Source organism: Flavobacterium sp. PLA-DH12 (assembly GCF_059511845.1).
The window spans coordinates 447,090-465,465 of record NZ_JCAMPD010000004.1; the positions used below are offsets into that span (position 1 = coordinate 447,090).

The 18,376-nt window shown below is 34.1% G+C and carries 16 protein-coding genes; 7 read left to right on the forward strand and 9 right to left on the reverse strand.

Annotated elements, in window-relative coordinates:
* Positions 1 to 24: 24 nt before the first annotated feature.
* From AC5ZCW_RS10535 to AC5ZCW_RS10545, 3 genes are all read right to left on the reverse strand, one after another.
* Positions 25 to 837 carry an SDR family oxidoreductase gene (locus AC5ZCW_RS10535; protein WP_496119649.1) on the reverse strand — a complete coding sequence of 271 codons (813 nt, stop codon included), beginning with the start codon at positions 835 to 837 and terminating at the stop codon, positions 25 to 27.
* A 146-nt stretch (positions 838 to 983) separates the two neighbouring features.
* Positions 984 to 1,646, reverse strand: a complete 663-nt coding sequence (locus tag AC5ZCW_RS10540) for a bifunctional 4-hydroxy-2-oxoglutarate aldolase/2-dehydro-3-deoxy-phosphogluconate aldolase (protein ID WP_496119651.1) — start codon at positions 1,644 to 1,646, stop codon at positions 984 to 986.
* A gap of 3 nt (positions 1,647 to 1,649) precedes the next feature.
* A complete protein-coding gene (locus tag AC5ZCW_RS10545; protein WP_308069369.1) occupies positions 1,650 to 2,099 on the reverse strand; it encodes a NanQ anomerase/TabA/YiaL family protein in 450 nt (149 codons plus the stop codon).
* Between the two features lie 184 nt (positions 2,100 to 2,283).
* Between AC5ZCW_RS10545 and AC5ZCW_RS10550 the strand changes: the two genes are divergently transcribed.
* Positions 2,284 to 3,291, forward strand: coding sequence for a LacI family DNA-binding transcriptional regulator (locus tag AC5ZCW_RS10550; protein WP_496119735.1), 1,008 nt, complete (start codon positions 2,284 to 2,286; stop codon positions 3,289 to 3,291).
* A gap of 206 nt (positions 3,292 to 3,497) precedes the next feature.
* Here the strand turns inward: AC5ZCW_RS10550 and AC5ZCW_RS10555 are convergent, their stop codons facing one another.
* Positions 3,498 to 4,667, reverse strand: a complete 1,170-nt coding sequence (locus AC5ZCW_RS10555; RefSeq protein WP_496119654.1) for a BT3233 family polysaccharide utilization protein — start codon at positions 4,665 to 4,667, stop codon at positions 3,498 to 3,500.
* Positions 4,668 to 4,883: 216 nt separating this feature from the next.
* Between AC5ZCW_RS10555 and AC5ZCW_RS10560 the strand changes: the two genes are divergently transcribed.
* Positions 4,884 to 5,528 (forward strand): HAD family hydrolase, encoded by a 645-nt coding sequence (locus tag AC5ZCW_RS10560; protein ID WP_496119656.1) that lies wholly within the window; start codon positions 4,884 to 4,886, stop codon positions 5,526 to 5,528.
* 149 nt (positions 5,529 to 5,677) lie between these two features.
* Here the strand turns inward: AC5ZCW_RS10560 and AC5ZCW_RS10565 are convergent, their stop codons facing one another.
* Positions 5,678 to 7,609: a metallophosphoesterase gene (locus tag AC5ZCW_RS10565; RefSeq protein WP_496119658.1), complete on the reverse strand. Its 1,932-nt coding sequence runs from the start codon at positions 7,607 to 7,609 to the stop codon at positions 5,678 to 5,680.
* Between the two features lie 404 nt (positions 7,610 to 8,013).
* Positions 8,014 to 9,078, reverse strand: coding sequence for a phosphatidylinositol-specific phospholipase C1-like protein (locus tag AC5ZCW_RS10570; protein WP_496119660.1), 1,065 nt, complete (start codon positions 9,076 to 9,078; stop codon positions 8,014 to 8,016).
* A gap of 266 nt (positions 9,079 to 9,344) precedes the next feature.
* Between AC5ZCW_RS10570 and AC5ZCW_RS10575 the strand changes: the two genes are divergently transcribed.
* From AC5ZCW_RS10575 to AC5ZCW_RS10595, 5 genes are all read left to right on the forward strand, one after another.
* Entirely contained in the window at positions 9,345 to 9,869 is a 525-nt protein-coding gene (locus AC5ZCW_RS10575) for an RNA polymerase sigma-70 factor (protein WP_343543825.1), read from the forward strand.
* Positions 9,870 to 9,953: 84 nt separating this feature from the next.
* A complete protein-coding gene (locus AC5ZCW_RS10580; RefSeq protein WP_343543827.1) occupies positions 9,954 to 10,877 on the forward strand; it encodes a FecR family protein in 924 nt (307 codons plus the stop codon).
* Positions 10,878 to 10,947: 70 nt separating this feature from the next.
* On the forward strand, positions 10,948 to 14,232 hold the full coding sequence (locus tag AC5ZCW_RS10585; RefSeq protein ID WP_496119663.1) for a SusC/RagA family TonB-linked outer membrane protein: 3,285 nt from the start codon (positions 10,948 to 10,950) through the stop codon (positions 14,230 to 14,232).
* A 5-nt stretch (positions 14,233 to 14,237) separates the two neighbouring features.
* A complete protein-coding gene (locus tag AC5ZCW_RS10590; protein WP_496119665.1) occupies positions 14,238 to 16,007 on the forward strand; it encodes a RagB/SusD family nutrient uptake outer membrane protein in 1,770 nt (589 codons plus the stop codon).
* A 538-nt stretch (positions 16,008 to 16,545) separates the two neighbouring features.
* Complete coding sequence (locus tag AC5ZCW_RS10595; protein WP_281633001.1) at positions 16,546 to 16,914, forward strand: SpoIIAA family protein; 369 nt, start codon at positions 16,546 to 16,548, stop codon at positions 16,912 to 16,914.
* 75 nt (positions 16,915 to 16,989) lie between these two features.
* Here AC5ZCW_RS10595 and AC5ZCW_RS10600 read toward each other — a convergent pair whose 3' ends face one another.
* The 3 genes from AC5ZCW_RS10600 to AC5ZCW_RS10610 are packed head-to-tail and all read right to left on the reverse strand — an operon-like array spanning position 16,990 to position 18,220.
* Complete coding sequence (locus AC5ZCW_RS10600) at positions 16,990 to 17,262, reverse strand: PrgI family protein (protein ID WP_281633000.1); 273 nt, start codon at positions 17,260 to 17,262, stop codon at positions 16,990 to 16,992.
* A 37-nt stretch (positions 17,263 to 17,299) separates the two neighbouring features.
* Positions 17,300 to 17,698: a hypothetical protein gene (locus tag AC5ZCW_RS10605; protein ID WP_496119667.1), complete on the reverse strand. Its 399-nt coding sequence runs from the start codon at positions 17,696 to 17,698 to the stop codon at positions 17,300 to 17,302.
* A 33-nt stretch (positions 17,699 to 17,731) separates the two neighbouring features.
* Entirely contained in the window at positions 17,732 to 18,220 is a 489-nt protein-coding gene (locus AC5ZCW_RS10610) for a hypothetical protein (protein ID WP_496119669.1), read from the reverse strand.
* Between the last annotated feature and the right edge of the window lie 156 nt (positions 18,221 to 18,376).

The window sequence follows — 18,376 nt, forward strand, 5'->3', positions numbered from 1 at the left end:
TTATGTTGTTTTGTGAGTTAGTTTTTAAATGCTTGTTGCGGCAAATCCGCCGTCAACTTTTAAGATAGTTCCCGTTACGAATTTTGACATATCGCTACATAAAAATAAAAGTGCACCGTCAATATCTTCAGGAGTTCCAAATCTTCCCATTGGCGTATGATCAATTATTTTTTCACCTCTCGGAGTTAGTTTTCCTTCAGGAGTAAGCAATAAAGCACGGTTTTGTTCACCAATGAAAAAGCCTGGAGAAATGGCGTTTACACGAAGTCCTTCGCCATATTTTTGGGCTAATTCAACAGCCATCCATTGCGTAAAATTGTCGATTGCCGCTTTTGAAGCCGAATAACCTACAACTCTCGTTAAAGGTCTTTGCGCCGATGCAGACGAAATGTTGATGATATTTCCTGATTTCTGTTTAGCAAAAAGTTCCGCAAAAACCTGAGTAGGAAGCATTGTTCCAATAATATTCAAATCGACTACTTTTTGTAAATCGTCGCTTTTCATATCATAAATTGCCTGATCTGGCTGAATCGTTGCACCAGGCATATTTCCGCCCGCAGCATTGATAAGAATATCAAGACGTCCGTATTTTTCAACAATGAAATCTTTGGCTTTTTCTAATTCTTCTTTGTTTAAAACATTGGCCTGAACAGCAAATCCTTGTCCGCCGTTTGCTTCGATTGCTTTTACTGTGTTTTCAGCTTTTTCCAATGATTGCGAAACGATTCCGACCACAACGCCTTGCTGTGCCAAAACATTTGCAAATCTGCTTCCTAAAACACCAGCGCCACCTGTTATTAATGCAATTTTTCCTTTTAAATTAAATATTGAATTCATGTTTGTTATTTTAAAAATTCCAATACTTTAAATTCCAAATTCCAATTTGGAAATAAAGTACATTTTTGTATAATTAATTTTTACTTTTTAATTAGTCTAATAAGTACAAACTGAGTTTTTGGAATTTGGGTTTTCAAATTTGGAGTTTATTTTCTGATAGTTTCTATCAGGTCCAAAACCCTTTTAGTTTCTTTTTCAATTGTCTCATAAGCACCGTATTCCATTACTTCTTTGCTAATTAATTTGCTTCCCATACCAACAGCAGAAACTCCAGCATTAAACCAAGTTTCAATGCTTTGTCTGGTAGTGTCGACACCGCCAGTTGGCATAAAAATTAAATCTGGGAAAATATCTCTGATTCCGCTCATAAAGTCAGGGCCTAAAATATTTCCAGGGAAAAGTTTGATGAACTTTACTCCAGCATTTTCAGCAGCAATAATTTCAGTTGGTGTCATACAGCCAGGAGCGTATATAACTTCTTTTGAAATTAGAAACGAAGCCACTTCAGGAACAAATCCTGGACTTATAAAAAAGTCGGCGCCAGCTAAATAATAGGTTTCAGCTTGTGCTAAATTTTTGATAGTTCCAATTCCTAAAAGCATGTCAGGCATTTCAGCATTTCTTACTTCAATCATTTTTTTGAAGTTTGAAAGTGCCTCAGGGCCACGGCTTGTATATTCTACAGCTCTGATTCCAACATTGTACAATGATTTCAAAACTGCAATGCTTTTGCTTTCGTCAGCATTGAAATAGAGTGGAAGCATTCCTTGTTTTAGAATAACATCGATAGAGTTCTGAATGGTACTCATTACTTATATTTTTACTTTGATTACAATTTTTTTCAATGGCCCGCTTCCAATCATAGCAGAATGAACATCTTCTGGAAAAAGAATTGTAAATTGTTTTTCTTTTATTTCAAAAAACATATCGGGTTTGTCATGAAAGAAACGAACATCTCTTTCATCACTATAGTCTCCATTTGGGCTTATGCATTTTTCTCTAGGTTTCCATGCAAAAGTTTCTGGACCAATTATTGAAATCTGAATATCGATGTTTTTATCATGGCATTCAAAACCTTTAATGCTTTCTTCTCTTGTGCTTCCTTCGCCAACAATTACAATTAGTTTTAAGCCTTCGCCAATTTCATAAGCTCCTTCTTCAAGATTGGCAATATCATTTTGGTCTACATATTCAAATGCTTTTTTGAAATTTGGATGCAGACCATAGTATTTTGCTGCATTATGTAATGAGTCTATTATCATTTTGTACGGTTTTATTTTGGTTTTTTAATGTAATGTGTATATTTGCGTGTGCGTACACGGTAATTGTACAAATGTATGCAAAAAGTGATGTAAAACAACTTATTTTTAATAAAATAAATTAATTTTACCCGACTGCTATCATATTTTTAACTTAAAAAAAATCAATATCATAACAATTAAAAAGATTGCCGAATTAGCCAATGTCTCTGCTGGAACAGTCGACAGGATTATACACAAACGAGGGCAAGTTGCTCAAGAAACCGTTGATAAAGTCAATGCGATTATTGAGGAGTTTGGCTATACGCGAAATATTCTGGCAAGTAATCTGGCGCTGAACAAGAAATTTCATTTTGCTGTTTTTCTTCCAAAATCCGAAACTTTAGAATATTGGAAAAGTCAGGCAGAAGGTATAGAAAAAGCAGCTCTGGAGTTTAGCAAATTCGGAATCGTACTGGATTACTTTTTTTACGATTATAATTTGATGTCTTTTAAAGAAACGGTGCAGAAAATAATGGAGTTTGATTGTGACGGTTTATTATTTGCTCCAATTTTTTATGCCGATTCGGTGCAGTTTTTAAAGGAATATGAAAAGAAAAATATTCCAATCGTCATGATTGATTCGAATATTTCTGAGGAGAATGAGCATGCTTATGTGGGACAGGATGCTTTTCAGAGTGGGTATTTGGCAGGAAGGTTAATCAGTTTTGCAGTAAAAAATGAAAGACAAATTTTGATTTTTAAAATTACCCGTGAGATTGAAAGTACTTCTGTGTATCAGCAGCGTATAAAAGGATTTTATTCTTATTTTGAAGATCATAACGAATTGACTCATTTTAAATTCTCAGAAGTAACTTTAAAAGATTCTGGAATTGATCAATTAAGTTTGGAAATGTTTTCGGGAGTAAACAGTGTTTTTGTACCCAATTCTAGAGCTTATATTGTTGCCGAATTTTTAAATAAAAACAATATAAAAGGTGTCAGAATAATCGGTTTTGATTTGCTAAAGGAAAATATTGAATATCTAAATAAAGGTGTAATTGATTTCTTAATCAATCAAAGGCCAGAAGAGCAAGGCTATTTGGGAATCAATTATCTGTATAAAAAACTGGTTCTTCAAGAAGAAACTGAAAAGACACATTATATTCCGTTAGAGATTATTTTGAAGGAGAATTATTTTCCTGCAAGAAGATAAATTTTATAACAATACCTGACAGGTTTTTAAAACCTGTCAGGTATTGTTACACAATTACAAATAGGTTTGATATCATAGCCTGTGGTTTCAACCACGGGAACACAATAATGCGTAATATCAATTCGTTTCCCGTGGTTGAAACCACGGGCTATGTTTAATTAAGAAAACAAAAGCTTTGATTCTTAGAGTCTTAGTGGTAGAAAAAATCACTTCTTCACCTTCACAATCAAAGGATTATTAATCTTTTCAGCAAAAGAACTCAAATACTTTTCCCATTCTTGTTTAGTCTGGAACGGACTTCCTTTTTTCCATCCGAAACCAACATAATAAATAGCTTTGTTGTTTTTAACCGCAATATTTCCGTACAGATTGCTCAGGTCTTTTTCGTCCGTAACATGATTGTCAAAACTTAGTAAAGTGTTTTTTGGAGCAACTAAACCTATTCCAATTTCAGAATCGTCGATTGGCTCCCAATAGCTTAGCCAGCCTTCTTTAAGATTTGTTCCAATAGTTCCTTTTTTCTCATGAAGCGTTAATCCTGCGGCAATTTGTTTGGTTCCAGTAATATTAATTTCAAAGCGCGAAAGCTGGCTTCCGTAATCTAAACTGATTAATTTTGATTCCGTTATTTTATTTCCTTTTGCGTCCCAATCGGCATAAGTTAGAATAAAAATGGTTCTAATTGGGCCCGTTGTAATGGTTTTCCAGCTGATGAAATTTTTAGAGAAATAATATTTCCCATCTACATTTACTGCAATTCCGCCCACACCGCGGCTGTCGCCCACATGAAAATTGTCCAGACCTTCACCAGTGTCTTTATGATACGTTCCTGTTCCGTTAGTGGCTTTTTCGTACCATTTATTAATGATTGGATAATCGACTCTTTTGAGCCAGGCATCGATTCCGCTGGTTAAAGTTCCACCTGGAATTTTATCCTCGACCATTTTTTGGGCTACAGGTCCGTAAGTTCTAAAAGCCACTTTATTGTTTTCCCAAGCATAATCGTCTGTACGTTCTGGAACAAATCGAGAATAACAGCTGACTATTTTTGAAGCGTTAGGATTTGTTCCCACCAAAACTTCAAAATCCTGTTTAGAAGAAGCTTTTATTTTAGGCTGAAAAAGTAGAACATCAGCATTTCCATCGCTATCATTATCTACAGTTTGTGTTTCCAAAAAAGTATTATTGCTAATGTCTTTTACGGCATAATTTTCAAGCTTTGAATCTGCATGTAACCCAAGTGATTTTTTAGTCAATTCGACGGTTTCAAATTCTCGGCCAACTTTTAAATTGTTGGTAATCGTAATGATTTTATTCTGAGAAAAAGCAGCAAAATTAGCTGTCAGAATGGTTATGATAAAAAGATGTTTTTTCAAAATTCTTTGGTTTTTAATATTTCAAAAATTAGGTTTGATAGGATTATAAAAGTACAAATCAAAACGGAATTGAAAATACAGAATAGGAGTAATTCTGTACAGAATGTTGAAAATGAACAGAAAAGCTTTTAAAGGGGGAAATAGATTATTTTTCGTAATTTACATTTCCTGATTTTACTTCAGAAGGGATTTATAATTAAATGAAAATCAACAGAAATGGTTAAATGTATTATTTTCGATTGTGATGGTGTTTTGGTCGATACAGAGAAAATTGGTAACGGAATATTGCTTGCAATGGCGCAAGAACATGGATTTGAAATGGAATTGGAAGATGCGTATCGTCATTTTAATGGGCGAAATCTAAAAGATTGTTTCAGACATATTGAAGAAGCAATTGATCAAAAGCTCCCTGAAAATTTTGAAACAGAATATCGTGAAAAGAGTTTTGAGGCTTTTAAAACCCAAGTAAAACCAATGGAAGGTATTATTGATTTTATCGAAAATATTGAAAAATTGAAGATTCTGTATTGTGTTGCATCGAGCGGACCAGAAGAAAAAATTCGTTTGAATCTTGAGGTAGCAGAGCTATTGGATAGATTTGAAAATAAAATATTCAGTTCATACCAAATTGGCAGCTGGAAACCAGAACCCGGAATATTTCTTCACGCTGCCGCAGTAATGGGATTTGACGTAAAAGATTGTATTGTTGTTGAAGACAGTAAAGCTGGCGTTAAAGCTGGCGTAAGTGGGGGATTTAAAGTGTACGGTTTTGCAAATGGTTTTAACAATGAAGATTTAGAAGAAGAAGGAGCGGAGCTTTTTAGTTCTTATGAAGAATTAAGTGAAAAACTTGGATTTTAGGTTTTAACCGCAAAGAGCGCAAATTTTTTTTAAGCTAAATTTTATAAAAAAAAAGTTCGCAAAGCTTTAAGTTTAGCTTTGCGAACTTTGCGTTTTTAATAAGTCAGTAGAGATAAAAAACTTTGCGTGCTTTGCGGTTAAAAAAAGAATTACTTGATACTCTTAATCGCACCATTTTTCAAATCAACTGTAAAATGATCTGCAGGAACTTCATGCATGAATTTATTGAAGATAATCAGGAATAACTTCATCTGTTTTTGCAACGGATTATCTTTTGAAAAATCAGCTTTAGAACCTTCTAAAAATAAATTAGACAAAACTTTGTATTCTTTCGCTCTCTGAATTCCAACATCGGTAAGAGCCAATTCATCTGCGCTTCTAAAACGATAAAAATCTACCAGAAGATCATAACCCGTCCAATTGAGGTTTTCTTTTTTGAGATTATTCTGAACTAAGATTTTTTCTGATTTCGCTTCAGCTTCCTTCCATTGTTCTTGAAATTGCTCTTTATTTTTCAGTATGAAATCAAAATCTTTATCGGATTGCATATTGGCTAAAACCAGTAAATCTTTTGCAGAAACATTCAATATAAAATCCTTGAAAGCAGAAGGCCAATCGTCTTTTAGAAATCGAAGACGAACTAATTCTTTTAAATGAAAATCGGTAAAATCATGATAGTTTTTTGTTTTTAAGATGTCAATATTCCAAATGTCTTGTGCGTTCTGACTTTCCAAAAACTGATATTCCATTTTATACAAATCAAAAAGTTCGTTGTACCTTGAAACATTGTCAATAGTAATAGTTTGAATATCTAGAAGATTATCCTTTTTGAAAGTCAATAATTTGTAAGCAGGAATATAAGCTGCTAAAGATGGTGTTTGGATATTAACCAAAGTATTTCCTTTTGCAGAAGTTCTAACTCCTGTATCGTTGATGTGCATATGTCCGCCAAAATGAATTTTAAGTCCTGCATCTGCAAATACTTGTGCGACTTCCTCAACAGGAACACGATTTAATTGCCATTTGTTAGGACCAAGCAATTCTTTGATTTCTGCCGAAGCATCATCATTAAAATCAATCATTGGAAAATGACTGAAAGCAATTAATGTTTTTCCTTGTTTTTTGGCTTCCGCCGAAATAGCTTCAACCCATTTTATAAGATGTTTTTTATTCGTAAGCACATTGTTGTATCCTGTGCTGGCTTCGCTGTAATTCTTAGAATCTTTTTCTGCGGAAGCATTTTTCTTGGGTATATAAACATTTCCATCAATAGCCATTAGCCAAAGTCCGCCAATAGGTTCTACAACATAACTAACATCTGGAACTTCATAACCTGGCGCTACTTCGTACACTCGATTTGCTAATTTCGCACTTTCTAAAGCTTTTTCGAATGTATAATTTTCGCTTGAATAAGTAGAAAATGGTGTTGCCCAGAATTTGTATTTTTTATTGGGATAAAAACCAAAATTCTGAAGCTGATCTGTAATTCCTAAATAACCCATTTTAGCAATGTCGGCGGTAACAACTACTGGCTGTTCGATGTTTAGATTTGGCTTATAAAGGCCTTCTTTGCTATAAATGGGTTGACTTTTGCCTTCTCTGCCTAAGAAATCTTCTTTCCCAGATTCTTGCGCAAACGGCCCAACTGGATCATGATTTCCTGTGGTAATGAAGAATTCGATTCCGTATTTTTTGGTGTATTGGTCTAATATTTTGGCTAATCCGCGAACATGAATTGGCTGGCCGTCATCTGTATAATCTCCGGGAAGTGCTGCATATTTGATTTTTCGCTTTGCGATATCTTCTAAAGCGGCTATAAAGGCAAAATAATTTTCATTGAAAATACGTGTAGAGTGAAGCTGAGATGACATGGTTCGCACCAAAACATATTGTCCCGTTTTCGGATTCAAAACGCCTTTATAATCTGAATCTGAAAACTGGCCAAATAAATCCTGTAAATGCACATCGGATAAAAATGCGATTTGTGTTCCGTTGAGGTTTTTTGCTTTTTGTGCGGATGCATTATTGTTGAAAAAAACGACAAAGAACAGTATATGTAAAAATGTATATCTTGAATTCATAGGTTTTGTTTTTTTAGCGCAAATGGCGCAAATGGCGCAAAGAGTTACGCAAAGTTCGCAAAGGTTTTTGAGCATGATTTATAAAATAAATGAGATCGCAAAGCTTCGTGGATTTTATGTTTTTAAAAAGAATAATTATCAAACATAGCCTGTGGTTTCAACCGCAGGAACACAATGTATATCATCGTCCTCTCTACATTTCTAAACGAGCATCATGCATGTTTTCTACCTGAGCGTTCCCGCGGTTGAAACCGCGGGCTATATTTGAAAAGCTTTGCGAACTTTGCGTTTGTAAACGCAATCTTAAATAAAAAATCTTAGCGAACTTTGCGGTTAAAATTATTATTGTTTCAAGTTTCAAGTTCCAGAAATAACTTGAAACCTAAAACCTGAAACAAAAAAAACTATTTTCCAGTAACAGGATTATTTCTAACATAACTTCCATCATCATATTTGATTTGATATGGTGAATTAAAGAAAGTACTTGGCAGATAATAATCGGTTGTGATGATTTGCGCGCCTGATTTTTTAGCCGCTTCAAAATGCGAATAATCGTTAGCGCGTGCTTCTTTGGTATCAGAATCTGCTCTTGTTCGTATGATGTATCCTTTTTTTACTAAATCTTCAATTTGCGGATCTTCAGAATTGTTTCTGAATAATGCTGCAGCTTCTGGTTTTCCGGGTTCGGCGTTAATAAAAACGGCGCGTCCCCTAAGGGACGGATGATTCAATGCGTACAAATCTCTTTTTGCGCCGTTATTATCTAATAAGAATAAAAATCGTCCTTTTGCTTCTTTTAATGTTGGCCAGTTGCCATGCAAAACGGCTTCTTCGAGTGTTTTATATTTTCCTCGCACCATATCTGGCGTAATCAATTTGTCTTTTCCTAATTCTTTTCGGATTACTTTATCCATTTCGTCAAAAACGGCTGCTGTGAAATCTTCTGGTTTTGTCCCAAAGAAATTGGCATCGCCGTCTTTTGGTTCTAAAGTGATAAAAACCGGAACGTGATTTGGATTGGCATCTGACCATTTTTTTAGTTCCTGCAGACAGATTTCGAAAGTATAGCAAGAAGTTCTAAAATCGATGTCCTGCATATGGAAAACCTTAAAACCTGGTTTTTTCATTAATCCATCAGGATCGTAAGCTTCTTCAGATTTTGCAATATCTAAACCTTTAGGATGCGCATATTTTCCGCCTTTCGCGTCAGCAAAAATATCGATTTCCAGATTGCGTAGCCCTTTGTTTAATTGATCTGTAATACTAATATGAGTGTATTGCAAACCTTGAAGCGATCGAGAAGTATCTCGTGCCTGAATGGTATTGTATAAGTCTGTTTCGATCGCGTGTCGATAACTGTTATGCGATCCGATAACCTGAATCTGGTTTATTTTCAGATTGTCGTTTTGTGCTTGAACGCCAAAATTTACAGCGCTGGCAAATAATAATGTGAACAAAAATGGTTTCATGATTCTAAAATGTAATTAATACTGTTTGACTGGGGACGCATCAAAAGAAAATTGCATTTTTTGAAAGGGACTAAGTTAAAATCTGGTATTGGTTTCTATGTTAGATTAAAAAAAAGAAATCGCAAAGACATTTCTATTTCTGTCTTGAAAAAGTAGTATTAATATAGCAAACGTGTTTATTTTTTAATTTAAAGATAACCTTGACGCAAAAAGCATTGGGTTTTCATTTTATTATTTTACGATATTAAAAAGCCTGTAATTGCAATATGAATAATCCTGAAATTTTTGAACAAACGTATAATCAATATTGGAAAAAGCTTAATGCGTTTTCTTATACGATGATTCAGGATAAAGACTTGGCACAGAACATTGTTCAGGATGTTTTTGTGGATTTATGGGAAAGAAAAGAAGAACTGAATATTAATGCAATTGAACCTTTTTTGTTTCGTGCGGTTAAGAATCAGGTTTTTAAACATTATCAGAACAATCGTTTTGATAAGACGATTTTAGAAGAAAAATTCGAAGACTACATTATAGATAATTTTTCGACTATTGATCCAGAAGTGATGGATCTGCTTTATGCAGCATTAGACAAACTTCCAGAAAAAAGAAAAGAGGTTTTACTAATGTACAAATTTCAAGATATGACAATCGATCAGATTGCAGAAGAACTTGGAATTTCGAAACAAACCGTAAAAAATCAGATTTCATCGGCGGTAAAACAACTTCGAGAAGGCTTAAAAGACTTGGCTTGGCTAGCTCCATTCATTATTTTCAATCAAAAATTTTAAGATAACTTTCGCTTGATGTTTTCATAATATTCGGCGATAGTACGATTTCGTGATTCTGGTACTTATTCATAACAATAAGTATTTATGGTAAAAAGAATCAAACATAGTTTAGAGTTTCTGCTGGATAAAAGTTCGCGAGGAAAAGCTTCATCGGCAGAAGAAAATTTATTACATGATTTTGCTTTCAGCGAATATCAAAAATCAGAATGGGATAATGATCTTATGGGAAATCCAGAAATCGAATCTCAAAATATGTACGACGAAATTCAGTTAAGAATTGGAAGAAAGAGATCTTTCCGTCCTTATTTAAAATATATAGCTGCTGCCAGCATTCTTTTTCTGCTTGGTTTGGGATTTTTCTTGAGACCAAATGTTTTAGACCAAAAACAAATCACATTTAAAACGTCATCGATTCCCAAATCTATCCAATTAAGTGACGGTTCGAAAATTTATCTGGCAGCTAACTCTTTATTTCAGTATCCTGAAAAATTTGCAGGCGATCAAAGAACGGTTTCTTTACTAAAAGGAAATGCGTTTTTTGAAGTCGCCAAAGACAAACAGCATCCTTTTATTATTCATTCTGGCGAAATACAAACCAGAGTTGTAGGAACTTCATTTCACATTCAATTATCAAAATTAAACTGTAAGGTAATTGTGGTCACCGGAAAAGTAAATGTTTCTGGAAAAGGACAGAGCGTTGATTTGGTGCCTAATCAAGAAGCTTTATTTGAAGGTCAAAAATTAACCAAACAAATGGCTGATAAAGCATTTTTGGTGAATTGGTACAATGAAGATGTTACGCTAGATCAAACTACATTAAAACAGGTTATTACCATTTTACAATATAAATACGGAGTTTCATTTAAGTATAATAACGAACACGTATTAGCAACGCCGTTAACGGTATTCATTAAGAAGGACGCGACATTAGAAAATGTTTTGGAACAAATAAATTATATCACAAACCTAAAATTCAAAGTTTATGGCGAAATAGTAAAAGTGGATTAAAAACAAAAAAAGCAGTTGCGGGAACAACTGCCATTAATAATTAAGCATCGTAAAAACAATTACTTAAATCATGTATTTTAAACCTTCTTATTTAAATCTAAAGAGTTTTGTCTTTTTAGTTCTGGCTTTACTTGCCTTTCAGAGCGGCTATAGTAAAACTAATTTGTTAAAAGAGTCAAAAGTAGCAAATAAAATAGAAAAAGCTACTCTTGTTTCTATTTTTTCAAAATTAACACAACAGACTGATTACAAATTCAGTTACGGACAAGCTGTAATTGCTGATAATACAGCCTATACAGTAAATTATAATACAGAGTCTATTACGGCAATTTTGAATGATCTTTCTAAAAAAGCCAATTTCAATTATAACATTAATGGGAAATTAATTTTAATTCAGAAAACAGCTGAACCAAAAGCAGTAAATACAAAAGCAGTTGAGAGAATTAAAGTAAAAGGTAAAGTAGTAGACGAAAATAAATTGCCAATTCCTGGAGCATCTGTAATAGAAACAAGTACTTCAAATTCAACAGTAACTGATTTTGATGGTGTTTTTGAAATTACTGTTGGAGAAGGAAAAACAATCGATGTTTCGTATGTAGGATATAAATCTAAAACGATTGCTGCACAGAGTGGTTTTATGACAATCCAATTAGAGCCGGCTACTGCAGAATTAAATGAAGTTTTGGTTGTGGGTTACGGAAAACAATCTAAAAAAGACGTTACGGGAGCAGTTACGCAATTGGAAGCAGCAAACTTTAAACAAGGAGTAAGTATTTCGCCAGATAATTTAATTCAAGGAAAAGTTGCCGGTGTTCGTGTGGTGAGTACAAGCGGTGAGCCAGGAGCAGGAGTAAACGTAACCATTAGAGGTGTTGGATCGATTAGAAGCGGAAGCACACCTTTGTTTGTTGTGGACGGAATTCCGTTGTCTAATGACGATGTGAGTCCATCGGGAACGAATGTTGGTTTTGGAAGTTCTCAAGCTAAAAACCCTTTGAACTTTTTGAATAATAATGATATCGAATCTATTACAGTTTTGAAAGATGCATCTGCATCTGCAATTTACGGAGCTAGAGGATCTAATGGAGTTGTTTTGGTAACGACTAAAAAAGGAGCAAAAGGAGACGGAACTCTAACTTTTGATTCGTCTTTAGGGATTTCTACAGTAGCAAACAAATTAGATGTTTTGAGTGCAGACCAATATAGAAATGCAATTAAAGATAAAGCTTTTGATCATGGCGGTAATACAGATTGGCAAGATGTTATTTTTAGAGAGGCTATTACAAAAAGCAATTCGCTGGCATTTTCTAAACAAACAGAATCAGGAAATTATTATGCTTCTGTGTCTCAATTGGATCAAGAAGGTATTATTAGAAATAGCAATTTTAAGCGTTTAACAGGAAGAATTAATGCTGCTGAGTCATTTCTAGACAATAAACGTTTAAAATTAAAATTTAATCTTACTGCTAGTGAAACCAAAGATGATGGTGTTCCAACAAGTGATGACGGAGGTTCGAACGGACAATTGCTGGTTCATACGTTAATGGCAAACCCAACTAGATCTGTTTTTGATGCGAATGGAAATTATACCAATTTTAATATGAATGCGCATTACAACCCAGCATATCTATTAAGCATTTATACCGATCAGACACGTACTTTAAGAGTTTTAGGAAACTTTGAAGCTTCTTTAAGAATCGTGAACGGATTAGAGTATAAATTAAACCTTGGTATCGATCGTTCAATGTCGGAAAGAAATACGACTATTTTTCCAAACTTGACAGATTTGAATCCGAAAGGGAAATACGTTCAGAACAATTTAGATTCTAAAAACTCTTTGGTAGAGCATTACCTAACTTATAATTTAAATTTAGATAAGCATAAAATTGAAGCTTTGGGAGGTTTTTCATACCAAAAATTTGAAAGATCGGGAACAGCTTTCAGTATTGATGGAATTTCGAATCAAGGAGAAGGTATTCCGCCTTCCATAAATCCTGGTTTCAAAGGAACACAATCTGGAACAACAGGTTATGCGCAAGAGAATGAGCTGCAGTCTTATTTTGGAAGGTTGAATTATGGTTTTGATAATAGATATCTTTTAACAGCTTCTATGAGAGGTGACGGATCGACTCGTTTTGGTAAAAACAATAAGTATGGTTATTTCCCATCATTTGCTTTAGGATGGAATATTGCAAACGAAAGTTTCCTAAAAGACTCTTCGACATTAAACAATTTAAAACTAAGAGCGAGCTGGGGACAAACAGGAAACCAAGAAGTTGAAAATAAAATTACTCAGGCAAGTTACTCATTGTCTGGCGCTGATGGATATTATTTATACGACGATTTAAATCTAGTAAACGGAGTTTCTGTAAATAGAACGCCAAATCCTGATTTGAAATGGGAGGTTGTGACGCAATTTAACGTAGGTTTAGATTTCAATTTATGGAACGACAAATTGTACGGAACGTTAGATTATTTCAATAAAACAACTACAGATGCTATTTTGAATGTTCCTTCTCAAGCTTTGAGTCCAACAACTACAATCTGGACCAATATTGACGGTAAAATTATCAATAAAGGTATCGAGTTTATGTTAGGTTCTAAGATAGTGGATACTAAAGATTTTTCTTGGAATATTGATATGAATGGGGCAACCTTACATAACAAAATTGAAGATTTGCCGGTTTCAGAAATCTTAACAGGAACAATTTCAGGACCTGGACAATCTGGAGTAAATGCAAATATCTATAAAAGCGGATATGCTGCTGGATCTTTCTATTTATTGCAGCATATTGGTTTTGATGCCAATGGAGCAAACATCTTTAAAGATCAGAACGGAGATGGTGTAATTGATAATAGTGATAGAATTATTATTGAAGGTGCGCTTCCAACTTTCTATTACGGATTTAATAGTGATATGAGATACAAAAACTTTACATTCTCGTTCTCTATCATTGGGCAAACTGGTGGTTATTTATTGAATAATACAGGTTTGAATGCATTAAACATAAACAATCTGGCATCAGATCGTAACGTGGCAACTGGATATTACGAGTCTGGAGCAAATCCTACCAATTCACCAATCTTGTCAACTCTTTTCTTGGAAAAATCAGATTTCATCCGATTAAATACAGCTCGTATTGGTTACAATTTTGACTTAAAAGGATTAAACTGGATCAACGGATTAACACTTTATGTTACAGGTCAGAACTTGATTACGATTACAAACTATACAGGTTATGATCCGTTAATCAACAGCCCAAAATCAAACGGAGGAAATCAATCTATCGGTATCGATTATGCAAGTTATCCAACTTCTAGAACATTCAGTTTTGGAGCAACTTTAAAACTATAATTATTATGAAGACAAATACAATTTTTAATATAAAAACATTAGCGATATTTTCTTTTATATGGCTTTTTGCAAGCTGTACTAACCTAGATGAAGTTGTTTTGGATGAGGTTTTAGGAGAAAACGCTTCAAACCCTGCTGGAGCTTTAGCGGCAGCTTACGACCGTTTGGGAGACGGAACTTTTGTAGATCATGGTGGTATTTTTTCGCTACAGGAATACACGACAGATGAGGCGATTTTGCCAACTCGCGGAAGTGACTGGGGAGATGGTGGAAAGTGGAGAGACATGCATGAGTTTACATGGAAATCGGATAATGCTGTTGTGGTGGATAACTGGAATAAATTGACAAACGGAATTACACGTTCGCTAACTGCAATTCAGTCAGTTGAAGAAAGTTCAATTCCAGAGAAAAAATTGTTTTTAGCGGAAGCAAAAGGACTTTTAGCATATTATTTATACACAACATTAGATTTATACGGACAAGCGCCGTATAGAGACCCGATGAATCCGAATGCACCTTTACAGATTTTAAAAGCCGATACTCAAATTGATCAGCTTATAAAAGATGTTGAAGCCTTACTGCCAGATTTAGCAGAAATGGGAACACAGCAAACGCACCACGGAAGATTTACAAAAGAAGCGGCGTACGGATTCTTAGCAACAATGTATTTGAACCGTGCAGTTTTCAAAGATCGTTTTAATGCATCTTCGAACTTTAATTTTACTGAATCTGCAGCAACTGGTACAGGAAATGATATGGATCGTGTAATTTATTATACTTCATTATTAATTGATTCTGGAAAGTATTCTTTGGAAAGCGATTATTTCAAAAACTTCGCAAGAGATAATGAAAAAGGAAAAGAGTTGATTTTTGCTATTTCTCAAAAGATAGATTACATCAGAAACGGATCTAACAGTTTTGCTTATGTGTGTATGGAACGTAACCAAAGAACTTCTGCTGCCAATAGAGGAACAAATGCGGCATGTACAACTCCTGAATTTTTTGCAACATGGGATGGAAATCATGATGATCCGAGATTTCAGCAGAAATACCAATATGCTGATGGAACTTGGTTTAAAAATGATGGTACAGATGTAAGTGTTCCAGCAACAGATATTGTTCCGAAAAGTGCTAATTTACCTTGGTTCCATTTTAATAGAGGAATTGAATTTGGCCCTCAATACGGACCAATCTTATTGTCGTCTGGTTCTTTAGAAATGGTTAACGGACGCATTAAAGTTTCGCCATTATACATGGAAAAAAGTACAACTACAAGAATGGATTTTACGCCTTCTTTGACTTTCAAAAATCCAGCTCAAGCAGTTTTTGCTCAGAACGAGATTAATCAAGGAGCACGTATTTTTAAATATGAATTTGATCCAGAAGGAGGAAACGGAAATAGTAATGTTGATATTCCTTTATTCCGTTTAGGTGGAATTTATACGATGAGAGCTGAGGCTTATTTCAGAAAAGGAAATACTGGTCAGGCAATGGAAGACTTGAACAAATTGCGTACAAGCAGAAAAAGAGAATCATTATACGGAAGTACACCTGGTAAAGCTCTGACAGCAATTGATCAGACTGTTTTATATAATGAAATTGGTTTCGAATTATACTGGGAATTATACAGAAGACCACAAATGATTCGTTTTGGGAAATTTGATCTTCCAGGAACTGCAAAACCAGCTTCAGAACCATACAGAAGAGTTTTCCCGATTCCGCAATCTACAATTGATGTGACTAAAGAATTCAAACAAAATCAAGGATACAATTAAGTTTGTGTGTTAGTTTATTTTTTATTTTTTTTCAAAAAGCCTGTTTCAAAAAAAGCAGGCTTTTTTTTGAGGTGCTAAGATACTGAGGCTCTGAGGTTCTAAGATTTATGGTTGGTAAGGTTCAAAAGTTTTTTTACATCATGATATTCCGTTTAGAATTGTAGAGATGCACTGCAGTGCATCTAACGCAAAGCATTTCCGATTTGATTTTCTGTATGATTTCACAAATCGTTAGACGCACTGCAGTGCGTCTCTACGGAAAATCTTTGGTAATTAAATTATACGATAATCTAGGTTTATAGTCTTCACAGAATTGTAGAGATGCACTGCAGTGCATCTAACGCAAAGTATCTAGGTTCACTTATCAGACCCTAGAACCTTAGCATCTCAGAACCTTAGTACCTAGAAAAAATATAATAAACGAATAGTTAAATGTAAATGGTATCTAATTGATATTGAGTATATTTGAGTGTGTATTGAACATTCTTAAAATGTTTGAAAATGAATAGTATTAAATAACTCAAAAAGAATAAAAATCATGATACATCAAATCGACACTACAGATAATATTGTTGCCTTTAGAGCATTGGCAGAAGTGACAAAAGATGATTTTGTAACAGCAGTGGCTCCAGCCGTTGAGCATTTGGTAAAGCAAACAAATGAAATTAATTTTTTACTGGTTTTAGACACAGATATTGAAAATTTTACAACGGGAGCATGGCTTCAAGATGCTCTTCTTGGTTTGAAAAATCTTGGAAAATGGAATAGGGCAGCTATTGTAACTGATACAGACGAAATCATTTCTTTCACAAACGGATTTAGCTATATTGTTCCAGGTGAGTTTCGTGGTTATAAAAAGGTTGATTTTAATAAAGCATTAAATTGGGTTGAAGGGAATATTTCTTAAGTCAATCTTCTTAAAAATGGAAAAGAGCGCTTATAGGTAATAAGCGCTCTTTTTTATGATAGTTTATTTAAACGTTTAGTGATTGTATTCGATACCGCTGCTTGATTGAGCATCAATTTTCTCTTTAGACACTTGACTGTATTTTTTATAACAAGCCGATGCTAAAATTGGTAATGCAAGACTTCCTACAACAGCACTTGCTTTTTTATGCCCAGTTTTTTTTAAAACAGCCGATGCCAAAAGAGCACCAACGCCAGCACATACCATTTGTTTTACTGACAGATTTAACGGTTTGCTTTCAGGTTTAATTCCGTGTAATAATGGGTCTATAAAATTCAAATTCTCCATAATGCCAATTAATTTAATTATACTTATTTGTTATTTTTTAATTTTTACTGTTTTCAGTGTCAGTTTCACTTTCAATTTTCTCAATTTCAACCTTTTCCTTTTTTATAGCTTGGCGTAATAGAGCAAAAAGACTCATATAAACATTTGCCATAAAAACCAGAGAAAACCCTGCCAAAAAATATCCTCTCCAGTCATTTAACAAAAGTTTATAATCACAGATAACCAGAAACACGATAGTGACATAGTGACTAAAGCAATATTCACAAGTGAAGAGATAAAAGAACTTTCTTGACAGTATATATCTGTCATTTTTTGAATGTCTGACACACCATTCATGTGGTTCTCTAAAAATTTCTTCGTGAGTGACAGTCCAGCTGACACAAGCAATCGGAATTGCTAATACAAAAAGCCAGACAATTTGAACTGCTATAGTCATCAATTAATGCTTTACAATTTACGATAATTTTTGCTATTCTCTAGGATGATTTTCTGGATAATGTTCTGCGTCAAAATCGTCTAATTCTTCATCCTTATCCAAATCTTCCTCTTTTTCCAGGTCGTTTTCGTAATCTAAATCAGGATGATACTCATCGTTTAAATCGTCTTTTGTGCCATCGTTTGTAATGGGATCATCTTCATTAATGATTCTTTCCTGATTTGGAATATTTTCTGCTCGAATAGTTTCATGACGTTCAAAATCTCCATTTGAATAGGAAGGATCTTGAATAAATTCCTCTTGATATTGATATGGATTTTCATCACGTGCATAATTGTCATTATCAATCACGGTATTTTGTTCATAATAATCTGGATCGCTTTCTCCAAATTCATGATTATCATGTTTATTTAAAACTTGTTTAAACTCATCTTCTTTAGAATATGTTCCATCAACAAGAGTATTTTGTTCAATATAATCAGGATCAAACTGACCATATTCATGGTTGTGCTGCTTTTCCATAATACTATTTTTTAGATTATTACTTTTCTGTTGGGATTACGTTTTTCTGTGCTTTGCAGAAACAATGCACTATGTTTTTGAATGCATTGTTTTTTTTCTGCAATTGTATTTTTCTGCATTTCTATTAATTCAACTTAATTAAAGGCTTTTATATTT